General features: G+C 69.2%; 14 protein-coding genes, 1 tRNA gene and 1 pseudogene. 9 read left to right on the forward strand and 7 right to left on the reverse strand.

Annotation, left to right across the window (positions count from 1 at the left end; all coding sequences use genetic code 11):
- The first annotated feature begins 119 nt into the window (after nt 1-119).
- The 3 genes from B116_RS0112335 to B116_RS0112345 all read left to right on the forward strand — a co-directional run bounded on the left by B116_RS0112335 (nt 120) and on the right by B116_RS0112345 (nt 3,509).
- Complete coding sequence (locus tag B116_RS0112335) at nt 120-1,457, forward strand: autotransporter outer membrane beta-barrel domain-containing protein (RefSeq protein WP_027660269.1); 1,338 nt, start codon at nt 120-122, stop codon at nt 1,455-1,457.
- A 125-nt stretch (nt 1,458-1,582) separates the two neighbouring features.
- A complete protein-coding gene (locus B116_RS0112340; RefSeq protein ID WP_027660270.1) occupies nt 1,583-2,800 on the forward strand; it encodes an MFS transporter in 1,218 nt (405 codons plus the stop codon).
- 97 nt (nt 2,801-2,897) lie between these two features.
- The gene (locus tag B116_RS0112345) at nt 2,898-3,509 is read left to right on the forward strand and encodes a nucleotidyl transferase family protein (protein WP_027660271.1); all 612 of its coding nucleotides are present in this window, start codon (nt 2,898-2,900) and stop codon (nt 3,507-3,509) included.
- On the opposite strand, the gene B116_RS0112350 is transcribed toward B116_RS0112345, so the two are convergent.
- Nucleotides 3,493-3,873 carry a YccF domain-containing protein gene (locus B116_RS0112350; RefSeq protein ID WP_018217992.1) on the reverse strand — a complete coding sequence of 127 codons (381 nt, stop codon included), beginning with the start codon at nt 3,871-3,873 and terminating at the stop codon, nt 3,493-3,495. The genes B116_RS0112345 and B116_RS0112350 overlap by 17 nt on opposite strands.
- A gap of 97 nt (nt 3,874-3,970) precedes the next feature.
- On the opposite strand from B116_RS0112350, the gene B116_RS0112355 reads away from it, so the two are divergent.
- Nucleotides 3,971-4,987: a methyltransferase gene (locus B116_RS0112355; protein ID WP_027660272.1), complete on the forward strand. Its 1,017-nt coding sequence runs from the start codon at nt 3,971-3,973 to the stop codon at nt 4,985-4,987.
- Between the two features lie 87 nt (nt 4,988-5,074).
- Here the strand turns inward: B116_RS0112355 and B116_RS0112360 are convergent.
- Nucleotides 5,075-5,161: transfer RNA gene (locus tag B116_RS0112360), tRNA-Ser, on the reverse strand.
- A gap of 77 nt (nt 5,162-5,238) precedes the next feature.
- On the opposite strand from B116_RS0112360, the gene deoD reads away from it, so the two are divergent.
- The gene (deoD, locus tag B116_RS0112365; RefSeq protein WP_027660273.1) at nt 5,239-5,946 is read left to right on the forward strand and encodes a purine-nucleoside phosphorylase; all 708 of its coding nucleotides are present in this window, start codon (nt 5,239-5,241) and stop codon (nt 5,944-5,946) included.
- Nucleotides 5,947-5,989: 43 nt separating this feature from the next.
- On the opposite strand, the gene B116_RS0112370 is transcribed toward deoD, so the two are convergent.
- From B116_RS0112370 to B116_RS0112380, 3 genes are all read right to left on the reverse strand, one after another.
- The gene (locus tag B116_RS0112370) at nt 5,990-6,451 is read right to left on the reverse strand and encodes a nucleoside deaminase (RefSeq protein WP_033667606.1); all 462 of its coding nucleotides are present in this window, start codon (nt 6,449-6,451) and stop codon (nt 5,990-5,992) included.
- A gap of 76 nt (nt 6,452-6,527) precedes the next feature.
- The gene (locus B116_RS0112375; RefSeq protein WP_018723879.1) at nt 6,528-7,052 is read right to left on the reverse strand and encodes a tRNA adenosine deaminase-associated protein; all 525 of its coding nucleotides are present in this window, start codon (nt 7,050-7,052) and stop codon (nt 6,528-6,530) included.
- Between the two features lie 301 nt (nt 7,053-7,353).
- Nucleotides 7,354-7,716 (reverse strand): hypothetical protein, encoded by a 363-nt coding sequence (locus B116_RS0112380; protein ID WP_018723880.1) that lies wholly within the window; start codon nt 7,714-7,716, stop codon nt 7,354-7,356.
- Nucleotides 7,717-7,773: 57 nt separating this feature from the next.
- Between B116_RS0112380 and B116_RS0112385 the strand changes: the two genes are divergently transcribed.
- Together B116_RS0112385 and B116_RS0112390 are read left to right on the forward strand one after the other, a co-directional pair.
- Nucleotides 7,774-8,517, forward strand: a complete 744-nt coding sequence (locus tag B116_RS0112385) for a M23 family metallopeptidase (RefSeq protein WP_027660275.1) — start codon at nt 7,774-7,776, stop codon at nt 8,515-8,517.
- 31 nt (nt 8,518-8,548) lie between these two features.
- Nucleotides 8,549-9,550 (forward strand): annotated as a pseudogene (locus tag B116_RS0112390) (PHP domain-containing protein); the annotation flags it as partial.
- On the opposite strand, the gene B116_RS25065 reads toward B116_RS0112390, so the two are convergent.
- A complete protein-coding gene (locus tag B116_RS25065) occupies nt 9,499-10,635 on the reverse strand; it encodes a DMT family transporter (protein ID WP_317888962.1) in 1,137 nt (378 codons plus the stop codon). The pseudogene B116_RS0112390 and the gene B116_RS25065 sit on opposite strands and share 52 nt — an antisense overlap.
- A 164-nt stretch (nt 10,636-10,799) precedes the next feature.
- On the opposite strand from B116_RS25065, the gene B116_RS0112400 reads away from it, so the two are divergent.
- Nucleotides 10,800-12,470, forward strand: coding sequence for a DUF885 domain-containing protein (locus tag B116_RS0112400; RefSeq protein ID WP_018723884.1), 1,671 nt, complete (start codon nt 10,800-10,802; stop codon nt 12,468-12,470).
- Nucleotides 12,471-12,620: 150 nt separating this feature from the next.
- Here B116_RS0112400 and B116_RS0112405 read toward each other — a convergent pair whose 3' ends face one another.
- Nucleotides 12,621-13,673 carry a DUF3068 domain-containing protein gene (locus B116_RS0112405; protein ID WP_027660277.1) on the reverse strand — a complete coding sequence of 351 codons (1,053 nt, stop codon included), beginning with the start codon at nt 13,671-13,673 and terminating at the stop codon, nt 12,621-12,623.
- A 114-nt stretch (nt 13,674-13,787) separates the two neighbouring features.
- Between B116_RS0112405 and B116_RS0112410 the strand changes: the two genes are divergently transcribed.
- On the forward strand, nt 13,788-14,999 hold the full coding sequence (locus B116_RS0112410; protein ID WP_027660278.1) for an acyltransferase family protein: 1,212 nt from the start codon (nt 13,788-13,790) through the stop codon (nt 14,997-14,999).
- The last annotated feature ends 39 nt before the right edge of the window (nt 15,000-15,038 follow it).

The following is a 15,038-nucleotide window of genomic DNA, read 5'->3' on the forward strand; positions in this document are numbered from 1 at the left end:
CTCGTCCGTGACGGGGGAAGGACACCGAGACCGCGATGAGCCATCAGGACCACACCCACCAGCCCGGCCCGGATCGATCCGGTGGACGCAGGGCAAGGTCCCGGTGGTGGGCTGTCGGGGTGACGGGCCTGGCCCTCACCACCGCCAGCGTCGCCGCCACCCCGGCCGCCGATGCTGTCGAACGCACCCGTAGCACTGTCGCGGACCGGCCCTCCACCGACGAGCACCGTGGCCAACGCGAACGGCAGCAAAGCCATGTCCTACAAGGCCGGTCCGGCGGCAAGCCCAGTGGCCAAAGCAGGGGGGACCCGGGAAAGAAAGGCGGGAAGTCAGCGGGCGTACCGGTCCCCTGCGACCCGGACGCCCTGATCGCTGCGATCACCTTGGCCAACGCCCGCGGTGGGGGTGTGCTCGACCTGGCCCGGGACTGCACCTACCTGCTGACCGCGAACATCGATGGCGCCGGCCTGCCCGCCATCACCAGCCCGATCACCCTCAACGGGACTAAGAACACCACCATCGAACGCGCCGCCGCGGCTGACCAGTTCCGCATCCTCACCGTCAACACCGGCGGCAACCTCACCCTCAACCAGCTGACGGTCACCGGCGGCCAGACCACCGGCGCTGCCGGCGACGGAGCCGGCATACTGGTGGACGCGGGTGGGGCATTGACCACTAATCACAGCACCATCACCCGCAACATCGCCAGCGCCGCGGGGGGCGGCATCGCCAACAATGGCACCACCCACCTCCGCTCCTCCACGTTCGGCCGCAATACCGCCGCCCCTTCCGGAGGAGGCATCAGGAACTCCGGCCTAATCAGCATCAGTAAGTCCGACATCCACGCCAACACCGCCGTGGTGGGAGCCGGAATCAGCAGTACGGGAACTGTTCAGATCGAACACACCAGCATCGCCAAAAATCGCGCCCGGGAAGCCACCGGTGGCCTTTTCATCGAAAGTGGCAGCGCCGCTATCGCGGATAGTAGCGTTACGAACAACATCGCCACGGAAGTGGTCGGCGGCATCCTCGCGGGCCTGGGCACAGAGGTAACGCTGAAATCGGCCACCATCGCCGACAACGTGTCCCTGATTGCGATCGCCGGCGGCCTGGGGGTAGACGACGGCGCCTCCGCTGTCGTTGAAGACAGCATCATCAAGAACAACAATGCCAGCATCGAAGGCGGCGGCATCTACAACCTCTCCGACCTGGTGCTACGGAACACGAAGATCTTCGGCAACCAGGCCGGCAGCCAGGGCGGCGGCATTTACAACGAAACCATCGGAACCGTGACCCTCTTCAGCACCAAGGTCACCAAAAATATCGTCGGTGACGACGGTGGTGGCATCTACAACGAGGCGGGCGGCACGGTGAACCTGAACACCGCCACCGGCACCGTCGTGGTCAAGAATCGGCCGGACAACTGCTCCGGCGATGTACCTGGCTGCGCCGGGTAGCGCGAGTACGCCGAGCCTCCGAGGGGGCCCGGTAGCGGATACGTTGCTCCGCATGACCCACGTCAACCAGGAGATGAGGGTGGAGGGGCCAATCCAGCGCCCCCAACGGCGGCGCTGGTGATGCAATGATGCCCGTCATGGTCACGAGTTCTGTTCCGTTGGGCCGGCCCTTCTGGACCTTCTGGAGCGCCTCGACCCTCGCCAACGTCGGTGACGGCATCCGACTGGCAGCTTTCCCCCTGCTCGCCGCGTCGCTGACCGCCAATCCGGTCGCGGTGGCCGCGGTAGCCGCGGCCCAGTCCCTGCCGTGGCTGGTGACCGGCCTCCTCGCTGGGTCGCTGGCCGACCGCCGCGGCGCCCGCGCGCTGCTCGCCCAGGCTGATATCGCCCGGGTGGTCGTCCTGGGCGTCCTGGTGGTTGCCGTGGCGATGGGCTGGGTGTCGCTGCCGCTGGTCCTGCTGGCCAGCTTCCTGCTCGGGGTCGGGGAGACGGTACGCGACACGGCCGCGCAGACAGCACTTCCCGGCCTGGTACCCGAGCGGCTACTCGAGCGCGCCAACGGAAGACTGGTCGCCGGCGAGATCGTCGGCAACGAGTTCGTCGGCCCGCCGGTCGGCGCCGCGCTCTTCGTAGCCGGCGCCGCCCTGCCCTTCGCGGCGAACGGGGCATCTCTCGCCCTGGCCGTCATGCTCCTGCTGACACTGCCGATCAGCATCGCCGCCCGGCCACCGCAGGACGCGCCGAAGCAGGCCAGCCCGGGTGTGATGGCAGGTCTACGCTGGCTAGCAGGCCAGCGGGTGCTGCGCACACTCGCGTTGGTCACCGCCGCGGTCGCCGCCGCCGACAGCGCCTGGTTCGCGATCCTGGTGCTCTACGCGGAGGGCCCCCTCAGCATCGGCGCGACCGGTTTCGGAATCCTGCTCGCCGCTGGCGCCCTCGGCGGCCTGCTCGGCTCGTCCGTCGTTGACCGGCTCGTCGCGGGTCGCCGGCACCGCATGACTCTCACCTGCTCACTGGCGATCACCGCCGGCATCCCGGCGATACTCGCCGTGACCACCCAGTTGTGGGCGGCGATCCTCGTCATCGTGGTCACGAGCGGATCGTTCGCGGTGCTCAACGTCACGGTCGTGTCGCTACGTCAACGGCTGGTGCCACGAGAGCTACTCGGCCGTACGATTGCGGCCGGCCGCACCCTCAGCTTCAGCGCCGCCGCCGGCGGCGCGCTGCTCGGCGGTGTCCTCACGGCAACAGTCGGAATCGAAGCACCCTTCATCTTCAGCGGCCTGGTCGCGGTCCTGGCGACCGCCACGTGGTGGGTCGTGTCCCGGCCCGCCCCTAGCTGAGCAGGGATACTGAGGGCGTGCAGCACAGCGGGCAAGCAACAGAGGCGAAGCCGGCCGGGCTCTTCGTACACATGTCTCATCCACAGCCTGTGGACGCATGAGTTACCAGCTCAGCGCGATCATCGCGGACGCCGGGTTGCTACACGGAGCAACCCGCGGGCTGGATCACGCGGTCCTCGGCGACCTACGCCAGGACTTCGCCCTCCTGCCGGTGACCTCGCAACTGGTCGAGGAGCTGGCCGGGGCGCCGCCCGACTACGCCGTCGAGGAGCACACCCCGGAGCGCCCGTTCACGCTGGTGTTTTCCACCGCGCTGACCGAGACCCTGGTCGACTGGTCGCGGCAGGGGCCGGTGGCGTACGTCGAGGCGGAGTTCACCGGCGGCGGTGGCTACCAGGCAGCGGCGGTGTGGCTCGGCGGCCTGCGGTCCTGGGGGCCGCGCTTCGACTCGGTGTTCGATGGGCCGCGTGGGCAGTGGCCGATCAACGCCGCCCTGGTCGAGGTGGGGGTGGAGCCGGGCTCATGGGTTGACCTCTTCGCCGAGCTCGGGCTGCACGTGGAGCGGAACACCGCCGGCTGGCTGGCGCACGGGCGTCGGGGGTTGGGGATCGACTATTGGGACGAGTTGGTCGAGGAGTGGGAACGGCGAGAAACCACAGGCAGCCAGCGCCTCGGGCCAGGTGGGTTTCGGTTCAGCGGACCTCGATGACTTCCTGGCCGAGTGGCCAGAATGCCGCCGGTACGAGCTTGAAGTTGGCGATGCCGAACGGAATGCCGATGATCGTGACGCAGAGGGACACCCCGGCGATCAGGTGCGACAACGCCAGCCACCAGCCGGCCAACAGTACCCAGAGCACGTTCGCCAGCCCGGAGGCGACGCCGGCCCCCGGCTTGGTGACCAGGGTCCGGCCGAAGGGCCACAGCGAGTACGAGGCCAGCCGCAGCGAGGCGACCCCGAACGGGATGGTGATGACGAGGACGAAGCAGATCACCGCGGCGACGAAGTAGCCAAAGGCCAGCACGATTCCGCCGCCGAAGATAAGCCACAGCACGTTCAGGACGAATCGAATCATGCTCCTAGCGTGACGCACCTCCGCCACCTCGCCGATCTCGCGCGCCGCCGCCGGTGCCGGCCCACGTCCATGAACCACTTTGTGCTCTTATCTACTAATGATCACTCCCACCCCGCTGATGCAGCTCGTAGCCGGAGTCTGGGGCTTCAAGACCCTCGCCGTTGGTGTCGAGTTCGGACTGTTCACCCGCCTGGCCGGCGGACGGACCATCACCGTGACTGAAGCCGCCGCCGAGTTCGGGATGGACGAACGTCCGACCGACCTGTTGCTGGCCGCAAGCGCGTCCCTGGGGCTACTGGAGAAGGCTGACGCCGGCTACCGCAACTCCGAGCTGGCCGAACAGTTCCTGGTCGAGGGGCGGCCGTACTACTTCGGCGCCCAGATCCGCTACTCCGACCTGCGCACCTACCTGCCCTGGCACCGGATCGGCGAGGCGCTGCGTAGTAACCGCCCGCTGACCTGGGACCCGCAACAGCAGCAGTCCATGTTCGACACCACAGACCCGGAAATGGTGGCGGAGTTCTGGGACGCCATGTTCTCCACCTCCCGCTTCACCGCGCGCGCCTTGACTGAGGCGTACGACTTCGGCGCGCACCGCCGGCTGCTCGACGTCGGCGGTGGTGCCGGGGCCTTCCCGATCGAGCTCTGCCAGCGACTGCCGCAACTCCAGGCGACGATCCTGGATCTGCCGCACGTCTGCACCCGGGCCGAGGAGCGGATCGCCGAAGCGGGCCTGACCGGTCGAATCGGCGTGGTCGCCGGCGACTTCCGCGCCGACCCGGCGCTGCCGGACGGACACGACGTAGTCCTGCTCAGCATGATCCTGCACGACTGGGACGAAGCGACCAACCGGGCACTACTGGCCCGGTGCCACGCCGCGCTGCCCTCCGGTGGCGCGATCGTCATCTCCGAACTACTCCTCAACGACGAGCGCACCGGCCCGCCGGCGGCCGCCCTGATGGGGATGAACATGCTCGTCGAAACCGAGGGCGGCAAGAACTACTCCGGGGCCGAGTACATCAGCTGGCTCGGCGACGCCGGTTTCGTTGACGCCCGGGTCGTGGCCTTCGACGCGCCCGGCGCGAACGGCGCGGTAGTGGCCCGCCGGCCCTGACATCACAACCGAGCCCAACGATCTCGAGATAGCGGAACGCCCGGTGCGATCCTCACGGATCGACCGGGCGTCCTCGCTGTTCAGGAGCGGTGGCGGCGGGATTTGAACCCGCGGAGGGCGTAAACCCTCACACGCTTTCGAGGCGTGCTCCTTAGGCCACTCGGACACGCCACCGCCGAGTAGGCTACAGGACCGCCCGACCGAAAGCCCAACCGGTACGGCGCCGGGCGTGGGCTGGCAGAATCCCTGCCATGAGTACGCACATCGGCGCGAAGCCGGGAGAGATCGCCGAGCGGGTCCTGATGCCGGGTGACCCGCTCCGGGCCAAGTGGATCGCGGAGACCTACCTTGAGGGCGCGCAGTGCTACTCGACCGTCCGCGGGATGTTCGGCTTCACCGGCCGCTGGAACGGGGTTGACGTATCGGTCCAGGGTTCCGGCATGGGGATGCCGTCCGCCTCGATCTACGCCCATGAGCTGATCAACGAGTACGGCGTCCGGTCGCTGATCCGGGTCGGCTCCTGCGGCGCCCTGACCGAGGACCTTCAGCTCCGCGACGTGGTGGCCGCGATCGGTTCCTCCACCGATTCGAACATAAACCGCGTGCGTTTCGACGGGCTGATCGACTACGCGCCGGTGGCCGACTTCGGGCTGCTGCGTACCTCGGTGGAGGTGGCCGAACGGCGGGGCGTCACCATGCGGGTCGGGCCGGTTCTGGCGGCGGACGCCTTCTACACCGACCGGCCGGACCTCTACGACTCGCTCGCCGAGTACGGCGTGCTGGCGGTCGAGATGGAGTCGGCCGCGCTCTACACCATCGCCGCCCGGTTTCGGGCCCGCGCGCTGACCATCCTGACGGTCAGCGATCACATCCGCACCGGGGAGAAGACCACCTCGCAGGAGCGGGAGCAGACGTTCAGCCAGATGGTGGAGATCGCCCTGGACACCATCGTCGCCTGATCAACACGCTCGGCCGGGTCCCGGGACGAGCCGACCGGCGGTCCTACCGGAAGAAGGCGCGTAGGACCGCCGCCGTCTCTGTTTCCAAGACGCCGCCGTAGACCTCGGGGCGGTGGTTCAGTCGGCGGTCGCGCAGCACGTCCCAGAGCGAGCCGGCCGCGCCGGTCTTCGGCTCCCACGCCCCGAACACCACCGTGGAAACCCGGGCCAGCACCAGCGCCCCGGCGCACATCGTGCACGGCTCCAGCGTTACCACCAGGGTGCACCCGTCGAGCCGCCAACGGCCGAGCCGGCCGGCGGCCCGGCGGAGCGCCAGCACCTCGGCGTGGGCGGTCGGATCCCCGGTCAGCTCCCGCTCGTTGCGGCCGATGGCCAGCTCGGCCCCGTCCGGACCGAGGAGCACCGCACCGACCGGGATGTCGTCAGCGGCGGGGACCGGAGTGTCGGCAGCGGCAGCGGCAGTGGCCTCCGCCCCGGCTACCGCGACTTCCAACGCCCGCCGCATCCACTGTTCGTGGCGCTGCCGGCGGTCGGCGCCCCCCACGCCGGTTCGGCCCTCGCCCTCGCCGACGCCGACAGCCTCACACCTCACGCAGTTCCTCGACCTCGTCGGCGCAGCCCAACACCGTGCACGTCTCGGTGGTGACATCCGCCGGGAGCATCCCCTCGTGACCGCAGAGCGCGATCAGTCTTGGACCGGATACCCCGAGGTCAGCGAGGAGGTCAGCGTCCCCGACCGGGTCCGCCTCCGGATCCGCGGCGGGTTGCTCGCTCTCCAGGTCACCGCCGACGGCACGGCGTTCCTCGGTCCCGTCCAGCCCGGACACCGACGTCTTGAGGTCCCCGACCAGCAGCGCGCCCAGCTGGGTCTCCTCGGCGTACGCCGAATCCGAGCCGAAAACCCGCAGGTCCTCACCCGCATCGAGACGAAGGATCACCAGGTACTCGTCCTCGGCCTCGACGAAGAGCAGCGACAGGTCGGCACCGGGGTCGACGTCGCGCAACCGGTCGGCGACGCCGTCCACATCAACGGCGCCACGGAGGTTCACCTCGGCGGCGGTCCAGCCACTCTCGTCCCGCACCACGGCCGCAGCAAAGTACGACACGGTTCCCCCAAACTTCCTCGGCCTTACCCCGAAACCCTTCGACCGTCCGCGGCTTCGCGTCATCGGTGGCCGACCCGGCCACCGATGACCGGCCGGTTGCGGCGTGACCAGCCCAGCTACGGCGTGACCAGCCCGCCAGCTCCACCTGCTCGCTCGCCCAGGACGCGCAGACGGTCTTACGCGTGCACGTTAGCCGGTGGGGTCGGCGGGCGAACGGCCAACGCCCCGACGGACGGCCAACAAACGCCGCCGCGCTGATCGAAGCCGCCGAGGGGAAGTCAGTAGACCGGGTGGCCGGTCCCTACCAGAGGGGCCAGTCTCCGCTGGCCATCCAGCGGCTCGCAACGACCACCGCCGCGATACTCCACCCACCACCGACGACGATCGCGACCCCGGTGGCGACTCCCCGGTCGCCATGGCGCACTAACAGCAGCGCCACCAGCCAGGCGAAGCCACCGGCGACCACCGTCCACCAGGCGTATCCCCGCACGCCGGTGCCGAGCAGCCCAAAGAGCAGCAACCAGGTGGTGGCGACAACACCGCCGAGGAGCACCGCGATGCCGTCGATCGGGTGAGGTTCGCGGTAGGTGGGCCGCGCCGGCGGCCCGGCGGGAAAGAGCCCCGACGGATCTCGGGGGCGGCCCGTGTCGTACGGGTCGGTCATGATCGCCTCCTCCCCCGGCTTTTCCTTCCCACCGTACTGGTCTGTCAGGATGGCCGGATGCCTGCGCCGTTGACCGGACGCCGCCCGGCGTATCCCCTGCTGCTCCTGCTCGCCGCGCTGCTCACCGCGAGCTGCGCGATGGACCGCCCCGGGGTGGACACCGGCACGGCCAGTCGCCCGGCCACCACGGATCCGGCCCCCACCTTCCCGTCAACCAGCTCGGCTCCAACGGCAACAGCGGCTCCGCCGAGCGCCTCGGCGACCCCACCACAGCCGCCGCCCGCCGAGGTCCGGCACGTCTTCCCGGTACGGGCCGGCGACGCCTCATACCGTCCGACCCACTCGGCCTACCCCGCCACGGACATCTTCGCCGACTGCGGTGTGCCGGTGGTGGCGGTGACGGACGGCTCGGTGCTGGAGGTGAGCCGGGTGGACCGCTTCGACCCGGGCGGTCCCCGCGGTCCGTTCAACGGCGGCCTGTCGGTGGCGGTGCTGGGCGATGACGGGGTGCGCTACTACGGTTCCCACCTGTCCGAGGTCGCGGCCGACGTCGATCCAGGCGTACGCGTCGTTGCTGGGCAGCAACTCGGCACCGTCGGCCGGACCGGCAACGCGAACAGCGTGTGTCATCTGCACTTCGGCATCTCACCGCCGTGTCCGGGGAAGGACGGCTGGTGGATCCGGCGGGGGGTGGTGTGGCCGGCGCCCTACCTGGACGCGTGGCGACGCGGGGTCAGCCGGTCGCCCACCGTGGAGGTGGCGGACTGGCAACGCCGACACGGTTGCCCGAAGGAGCCGTGAGTGTCCTGGCCGCAGCCGCTAGGTTGCAGGAATGACCGCCCGAGATCCCGTCGCTGACCTACGCCGGATAGCGTTTCTGCTGGAGCGGGCCAACGAGGCCACCTATCGGGTGCGCGCGTTCCGGTCGGCGGCGAAGGCCGTGGCCGCCCTGCCCACCGCGGAGGTCGCCGAGCTGGCCCGGGCCGGCAAGCTCACCGACCTGTCCGGGGTGGGCGCGGTCACCGCCCGCTGCGTGGCCGAGTCGCTGGCGGGCGAGGAGCCGGTCTACCTGCGTCGGCTGGCGGCGACCGAGGGCACCGACCTGGACGCTGAGGCGACCGCGCTACGGACGGCGCTACGCGGCGACTGCCACACCCATTCGGACTGGTCCGACGGCGGCTCCTCAATCGAGGAGATGGCGTTGGCCGCGGTCGAGCTGGGCCATGAGTATCTGGTGCTCACCGACCACTCGCCTCGGCTGAAGGTGGCGCGCGGGCTCACCGCCGACCGGCTGCGCCGCCAGTTGGAGCAGGTGGCGCAGCTGAACGAGGCGTTACCGGCGGGGTTCCGGATCCTCACCGGCATCGAGGTGGACATCCTCGCCGACGGCACGCTGGACCAGGACGAGGAGCTACTCGCCCAGCTCGACGTGGTGGTGGGCTCGGTGCACAGCAACCTCTCGGACGAACGGGGGCGGATGACCCGTCGGATGCTCACCGCGATCGCGAACCCGCACCTGGACATCCTCGGGCACTGCACCGGCCGGATGGTCTCCAGCCGACCGGCGGGCGTGACCGGGCCGGGCGACCGGGGGCACCGGCGGCGCACCCGGGGGGAGAGCGACTTCGACGCGGACGCCGTCTTCGCGGCCTGCGCGGAGCGGGACGTCGTGGTCGAGGTCAACTCCCGGCCGGAGCGGCAGGACCCGCCGAAACGCCTGATTCGGCGGGCGCTGGAGGCCGGCTGCCAGTTCGCGATCAATACCGACGCGCACGCTCCCGGTCAGCTCGACTGGCAACGGTTCGGCTGCGAACGCGCCGCCCGCTGCGGCGTCCCCGCCGACCGGGTGGTCAATACCTGGCCGGCGGAGCGGCTGGTGGCGTGGGCCGCAAGCCGCTCCTGACCGGCGGTGGCCGGTACACCCGCCGCCGAAGCCGAAGCTCCCGCCGCCGAGGCCGAGGTTCCGGCTACCGAGGCTGGTAGCGCGGCGGCGCGCGGCCGACGGCGGGGGCCGATCAGGCCCTGGGTGACGGCGACACCGAGCAGGACCACCACCGCACCGACCGGTTGGTGCCAGGTCAGCCGCTCGTCGAGCACCAGCGCACCGGCCAGCACCGCGAAGACGGGGATCAGGTAGGTCACCGTCGCCGCGGTACTCGCACCGGCGACCCGGATGTTACGGAAGTGGATCAGGAAGGCCAGCCCGGTACCGAGTGCGCCGAGGGCCACCATGCTGGCCAGGACCGAGCCGGAGAGAGCGGCCGGCGTCGGCGGGGCACCCGCCACGAACGGGGTGACGATGGTGAGCAGCACCAACGCCATCAACAGCTGCGCCGCCGACAGGGCCAGCCCGGAGTAGGAGCGGCCCGCGACGAACTTCTTCTGGTACGGGATGGTCACCCCGTAGCAGGCCGCGGCGCCGAAGCACATCAGCTGTCCGACGAAGTGCGCGCCACCCGCCCCCTGCCACACCCCAAGCACCACCAGTACGCCGACGAAGCCCAGCCCGAGCCCGACGGCCCGGGCGGTGGTCAGCCGTTCGGTGCGGAAGACCAGCACCGCCATGGGGAGCACGACCAGCGGTGTGGTGGCATTCCAGATCCCGGAGAGCATGGACTCGACCCGCTCCCCGCCGTAACCGAACAGGGTGAACGGAAGCGCCACGCCGATCCCACCGGTGACGACCAGATGGCCCCAGACCCGCGGCTCGCGAGGCAGTCGGTCGCGCAGCACCGCCAGCAGGATCAGCAGCGTTAACGCGCCGCCGCCGACCCGGTAGAGGGTCAGGTGCACGGGATGCAGCTCCCGTACTCCGATCTTGATGAACAGAAAGCTGGAACCCCAGATCGCGGCCAACGCGAGGTACCCGGGCAGCCAGCTCCGCAGTGCAGCCCGGTGAGGGGCGGACTCGACTGTCACCCCTGACACTCTGCCGGCCGTACGCGGGAAAGTCTGGTGATTTTCAGACGCCGTGTCGGTAGTCACAGGGGCCTCCCGGCCGGCGACCAGGGTCTCGGGGGCACCCCGAAATCCGCCGAACTCACAGGCGCATTCCGACTTCACGATCACGTAGGGTCTAGATCGTGGGACGAATCGACGACATTGCGAACCGGTACGTGGCGGAGTGGGCCGCACTGAGCCCGACCGGCGCCACCTACGTCGGCATCACCGGCCACGACGACCGCCTCGACGACCTCTCGCCGGACGGCTACGCCGCCCGCGCCGACCTGACCCGCCGAACCCTCGCCGACCTCGACGGTGTGGAGCCGCAGTCGCCGCCGGAGCAGACCGCGAAGGAGGCCATGCAGGAGCGGCTCAGCCTGGAGCTCGCCCGTTATACGGCGGGAGAGGTGGGCCGGGGAGTCAACGTCATCACCAGCGGACTGCACGAACTCCGCTCCGTGTTTGACCTGATGCCGACCGAGGGCGAGGAGGCCCAGGCCAACATTGCCGCGCGGCTCAACCACTTCGCCGAAGCACTCGGGCAGTACCAGACCACGCTGCGCGAAGCGGCTGCGGCCGGCCAGTCCAGCGCGCGCGCCCAGCTACTCGAGGTAGCCAAGCAGTGTGACACCTGGGTGGACCCGGACGGGGATAACTTCTTCCATGGGCTAGCGGAGCGGCTGGGCGCGGGCGGCGCACTCGGCGCCGAGCTGCGTCGGGGTGCCACGTCCGCCACTGCGGCGACCGCCGAGTTCGGCCGGTTCCTCCGTACCGAACTGGCCCCGCAGGGCAGGGCGAAGCAGGCCGCCGGCCGCGCACACTACGAGCTGGCCTCGCAGTACTTTCTCGGTGCCCGGGTCGACCTGGACGAGACGTACGCCTGGGGGTTCGAGGAGCTGGCCCGACTCGAACGGGAGATGCGAGCGGTCGCCGGCCGGATTGTCGGCCCCGGCGCCACCGTTGACGAGGCGGTGGCCGCCCTGGACGCGGATCCGGCCCGAACCATCCGGGGCAAGGAGGCGTTCCGGAACTGGATGCAGGAACTCGCCGACAAGGCGGTCAGCGAGCTGCACGGCACTCACTTCGACATCCCGGAGCAGGTCCACCAGATCGAGTGTTGCCTGGCACCGACGAGTGACGGCGCGATCTACTACACCGGCCCGAGTGAGGACTTCTCCCGTCCCGGTCGGATGTGGTGGGCGGTGCCGCAGGGCATCGACAACTTCTCCACCTGGCGCGAGGTCACCACCGTCTACCACGAGGGCGTTCCGGGCCACCACCTTCAGGTTGCCCAGACGGTGCTCCGGGCGGAGACGCTGAACCGCTGGCAGCGGCTGCTCTGCTGGGTTTCCGGGCACGGCGAGGGTTGGGCCCTCTACGCCGAACGGCTCATGGAGGAACTAGGCTACCTCGAGGACCCGGGCGACCGGCTGGGCATGCTCGACGGTCAGGCGCTCCGTGCCGCCCGGGTGATCGTCGACATCGGGATGCACCTGGAGCTGGAGATCCCGGCCGACAACCCGTTCGGCTTCCATCCGGGTGAACGCTGGACGCCGGAGTTGGGCTGGGAGTTCATGCGGGCGCACTGCCGGATGCCGGATGAGGTCCTCCGGTTCGAGCTGAACCGCTATCTGGGCTGGCCCGGGCAGGCACCGTCCTACAAGGTTGGTGAGCGAATCTGGCTGCAGGCTCGGGCCGATGCCAAGGCTCGCAAGGGAGCGGATTTCGACCTCCGGGAGTTCCACCGGCAGGCGCTCGATCTGGGCTCACTCGGCCTGGACCCGTTACGTCGGGCGCTGGCCCGAATCTGAGGCCGGACCGCTGCCCGCGTGATCGTGGTGGCGCAACCCGGGGCTGGGCAGCGAATCAGTCCAGGTAGGGCAGCCGGACCGGCGGGGCAAGGGCCCGGGTAGGGGCGGGCACGACCCGCCCCTACCCCCCGGGGTTAACCATCCACGCCGCTACTTCGGATCCTCATCCGCTTTGTCAGTTGCCGCACCGCCGGCGACTGACGCTTCGGCGGAGTGCCGCCCTGCGGTGCCCCCGGTTTGGAAGAACAGCCGGAGGCCGACGGCGAGGGCGATCAGTCCGAGGACACCTGCGGCGATCGGGCCCCAGAGCCGGGCCAGGCCAATCTTGAGGCGGTTGGTCTTAACCGTCTCCACACTGTTCTTAACCGTGTCGTCCGTGTAGTTGAAGTCAGCATCGAGCAGGACGGTGGAGGGTCCAACGTCCGGACGCAGCTCCTTTCGCTGTTGCTCACGCACGTCGACGTACGCGCCAGTTACCGGATCGACCCAGTAGGTCCGGGTGTTGTTGTAGACGATCTCGCCGGTCGTGGAGCCGGGGGCGAAGGTGCTCAGCAGCACCTGAAGGCTCTCCTCCGAGGTGTCCAGCACCCGGTCCTCGATCCGCTGCTCGTAGCGGTAGACGTCGATTCCCTCGACGGTCTCGGTGCCGACGAAGGTCGCCGGGAGCGCCTCCTTGAGGTCGCGGTCGAAGACCGGGTAGTCCTTCTTCTTCGCGCCGAACGGGAACTTGTAGGTCAGCCCGGAGTATTCGACGTTGCCCGTCGGGGTCCCCTCGCTGTCGTCCTGCTTAAGCCACTGGTCATCCCAGGGGGCGGCACTACCAGAGACGCGATAGAGGGCGAGCTGCGTGCTGTACGCGGTGATCGGGTCCTCAGTGTCACTCCGTACGACGGTCTGGTAGACATCCCAGATCACTGCATCGCCCTTGAGCGGCTCGGGGAGCCGATCCTTGGTCTCACCGGGCTGGGGAAGCACCTCGATCGTGGACCGCAGGGTAGCTCGCGGAACTTCGACGGTGACTGTTTCACTGTCGGCCGTGATCTGCAGGAAGCGGGCGTTGTTCGCTTCCGCGATCAACGTCGTTGGTTTGAGGTCGTAGGGGAGCTTGGTTATGGCGGGGGCGACGTAGAGAGGCAGCCCGACCGCGAAGACCAGCAACAAGACGCCGAGCCCGAAGAGCGCGGCACTCAACCGAAGCTTCACTCGTCCTCCTGTAATGCCTGCCGCCCTACGGCCTGTCGCCCGGGGCAATCGATCCATAACATGGCGGGAGGTTACTCCCCAGTCAACATTAAAGCGAACCCCCTGGATGTCTAGATGTCCACAACCGTTCCCCCGAGCCCCCCACATCCGTCGATCACCGGCCGCCTGCCTGCCCTGGATGCGCTCCGCGCGATCGGCTCGGTAGCGGTCGTCGCCCACCACGTCGGGTTCACCACCGGCGTGAGCATGAACAGCCAGTGGGGCACCTGGTTGGCGCGGATGGACGTCGGAGTCGCCGTCTTCTTCGTACTCTCCGGATTTCTACTCTTCCGGCCCTGGGCGTTGAGCGCCGCCACCGGGCTTCCCCGACCTGGTGTTCGCCGGTACTTCTGGCGGCGTGCCCTGCGGATCCTGCCGGCCTACTGGCTCACGGTCTTGGTCTGCCTCATCGTTTTGCCACAGAACCGACCAGCCTCGGCCGGTGACTGGCTCCGCCACCTGACCTTCACCCAGATCTATCAACGCGATCAGCTTCGCGCGGGCCTCGGTCAGACCTGGAGCCTCGCCACCGAGGTCATGTTCTACCTGGTCCTACCGCTGGTCGCAGTGTTCGCGGTAGGCCGGACCTGGCGTCCGGTCCGCACCCTGGCGATCGCCGCCGGCGGCGTGCTGGTGACTGCGGGATGGCTCATCCTGATGGGGCTTGGCGTCATCAACACCGCCGTCCACACTATGTGGCTCCCCTCGTACGCGGCCTGGTTCTGCGGCGGCATCGTCCTGGCGGTGGCGCATGTCGCCCTACAGACCAGGACGGGTCCGGCCGTTCTGCGCGTCCTCGACGACCTCGCCGCGGCGCCAGTCGCCTGCTGGGCCGCGGCCGCGGGTCTGCTGGCGATCGCGACGACACCCATCGCCGGCCCGCTCGACCTCGCCGAGCCGACCGCTGCGGAGTTCGCCGTGAAGCTCACCCTCTATCTCGCGGTCGCAAGTTTGATCATGATTCCGGTAGCGTTCGGCGAGCAGAAGACCGGCGTCCACAAGGCCTTCGGCAGCACCTCCGCCCGCTGGCTCGGCCTCGTCTCGTACGGGCTGTTCCTCTGGCATCCGCTGGTGATCGAAATGATCTATTTAGCGGCGGACCGCCCACTGTTCACCGGCGGCCTCCTCGAAACCTTCGCCCTGACGATGGCGGGTGGGCTGGCGTTCGCGACGGCGAGCTACTACGGCATCGAACGCCCGATCCAGGCGCTCGGCGCCCGCCGTCACCCTCGACCGGCCACTGCCCAACCCGAGAGCAGAGCACCGACGGTCAATCCACCACATTGACGCATATATTTCGTACAGGCATTGCCGTGTCGACTTTCG

Source organism: Salinispora fenicalii, from assembly GCF_000514815.1.
GTDB classification, from domain to species: domain Bacteria; phylum Actinomycetota; class Actinomycetes; order Mycobacteriales; family Micromonosporaceae; genus Micromonospora; species Micromonospora fenicalii.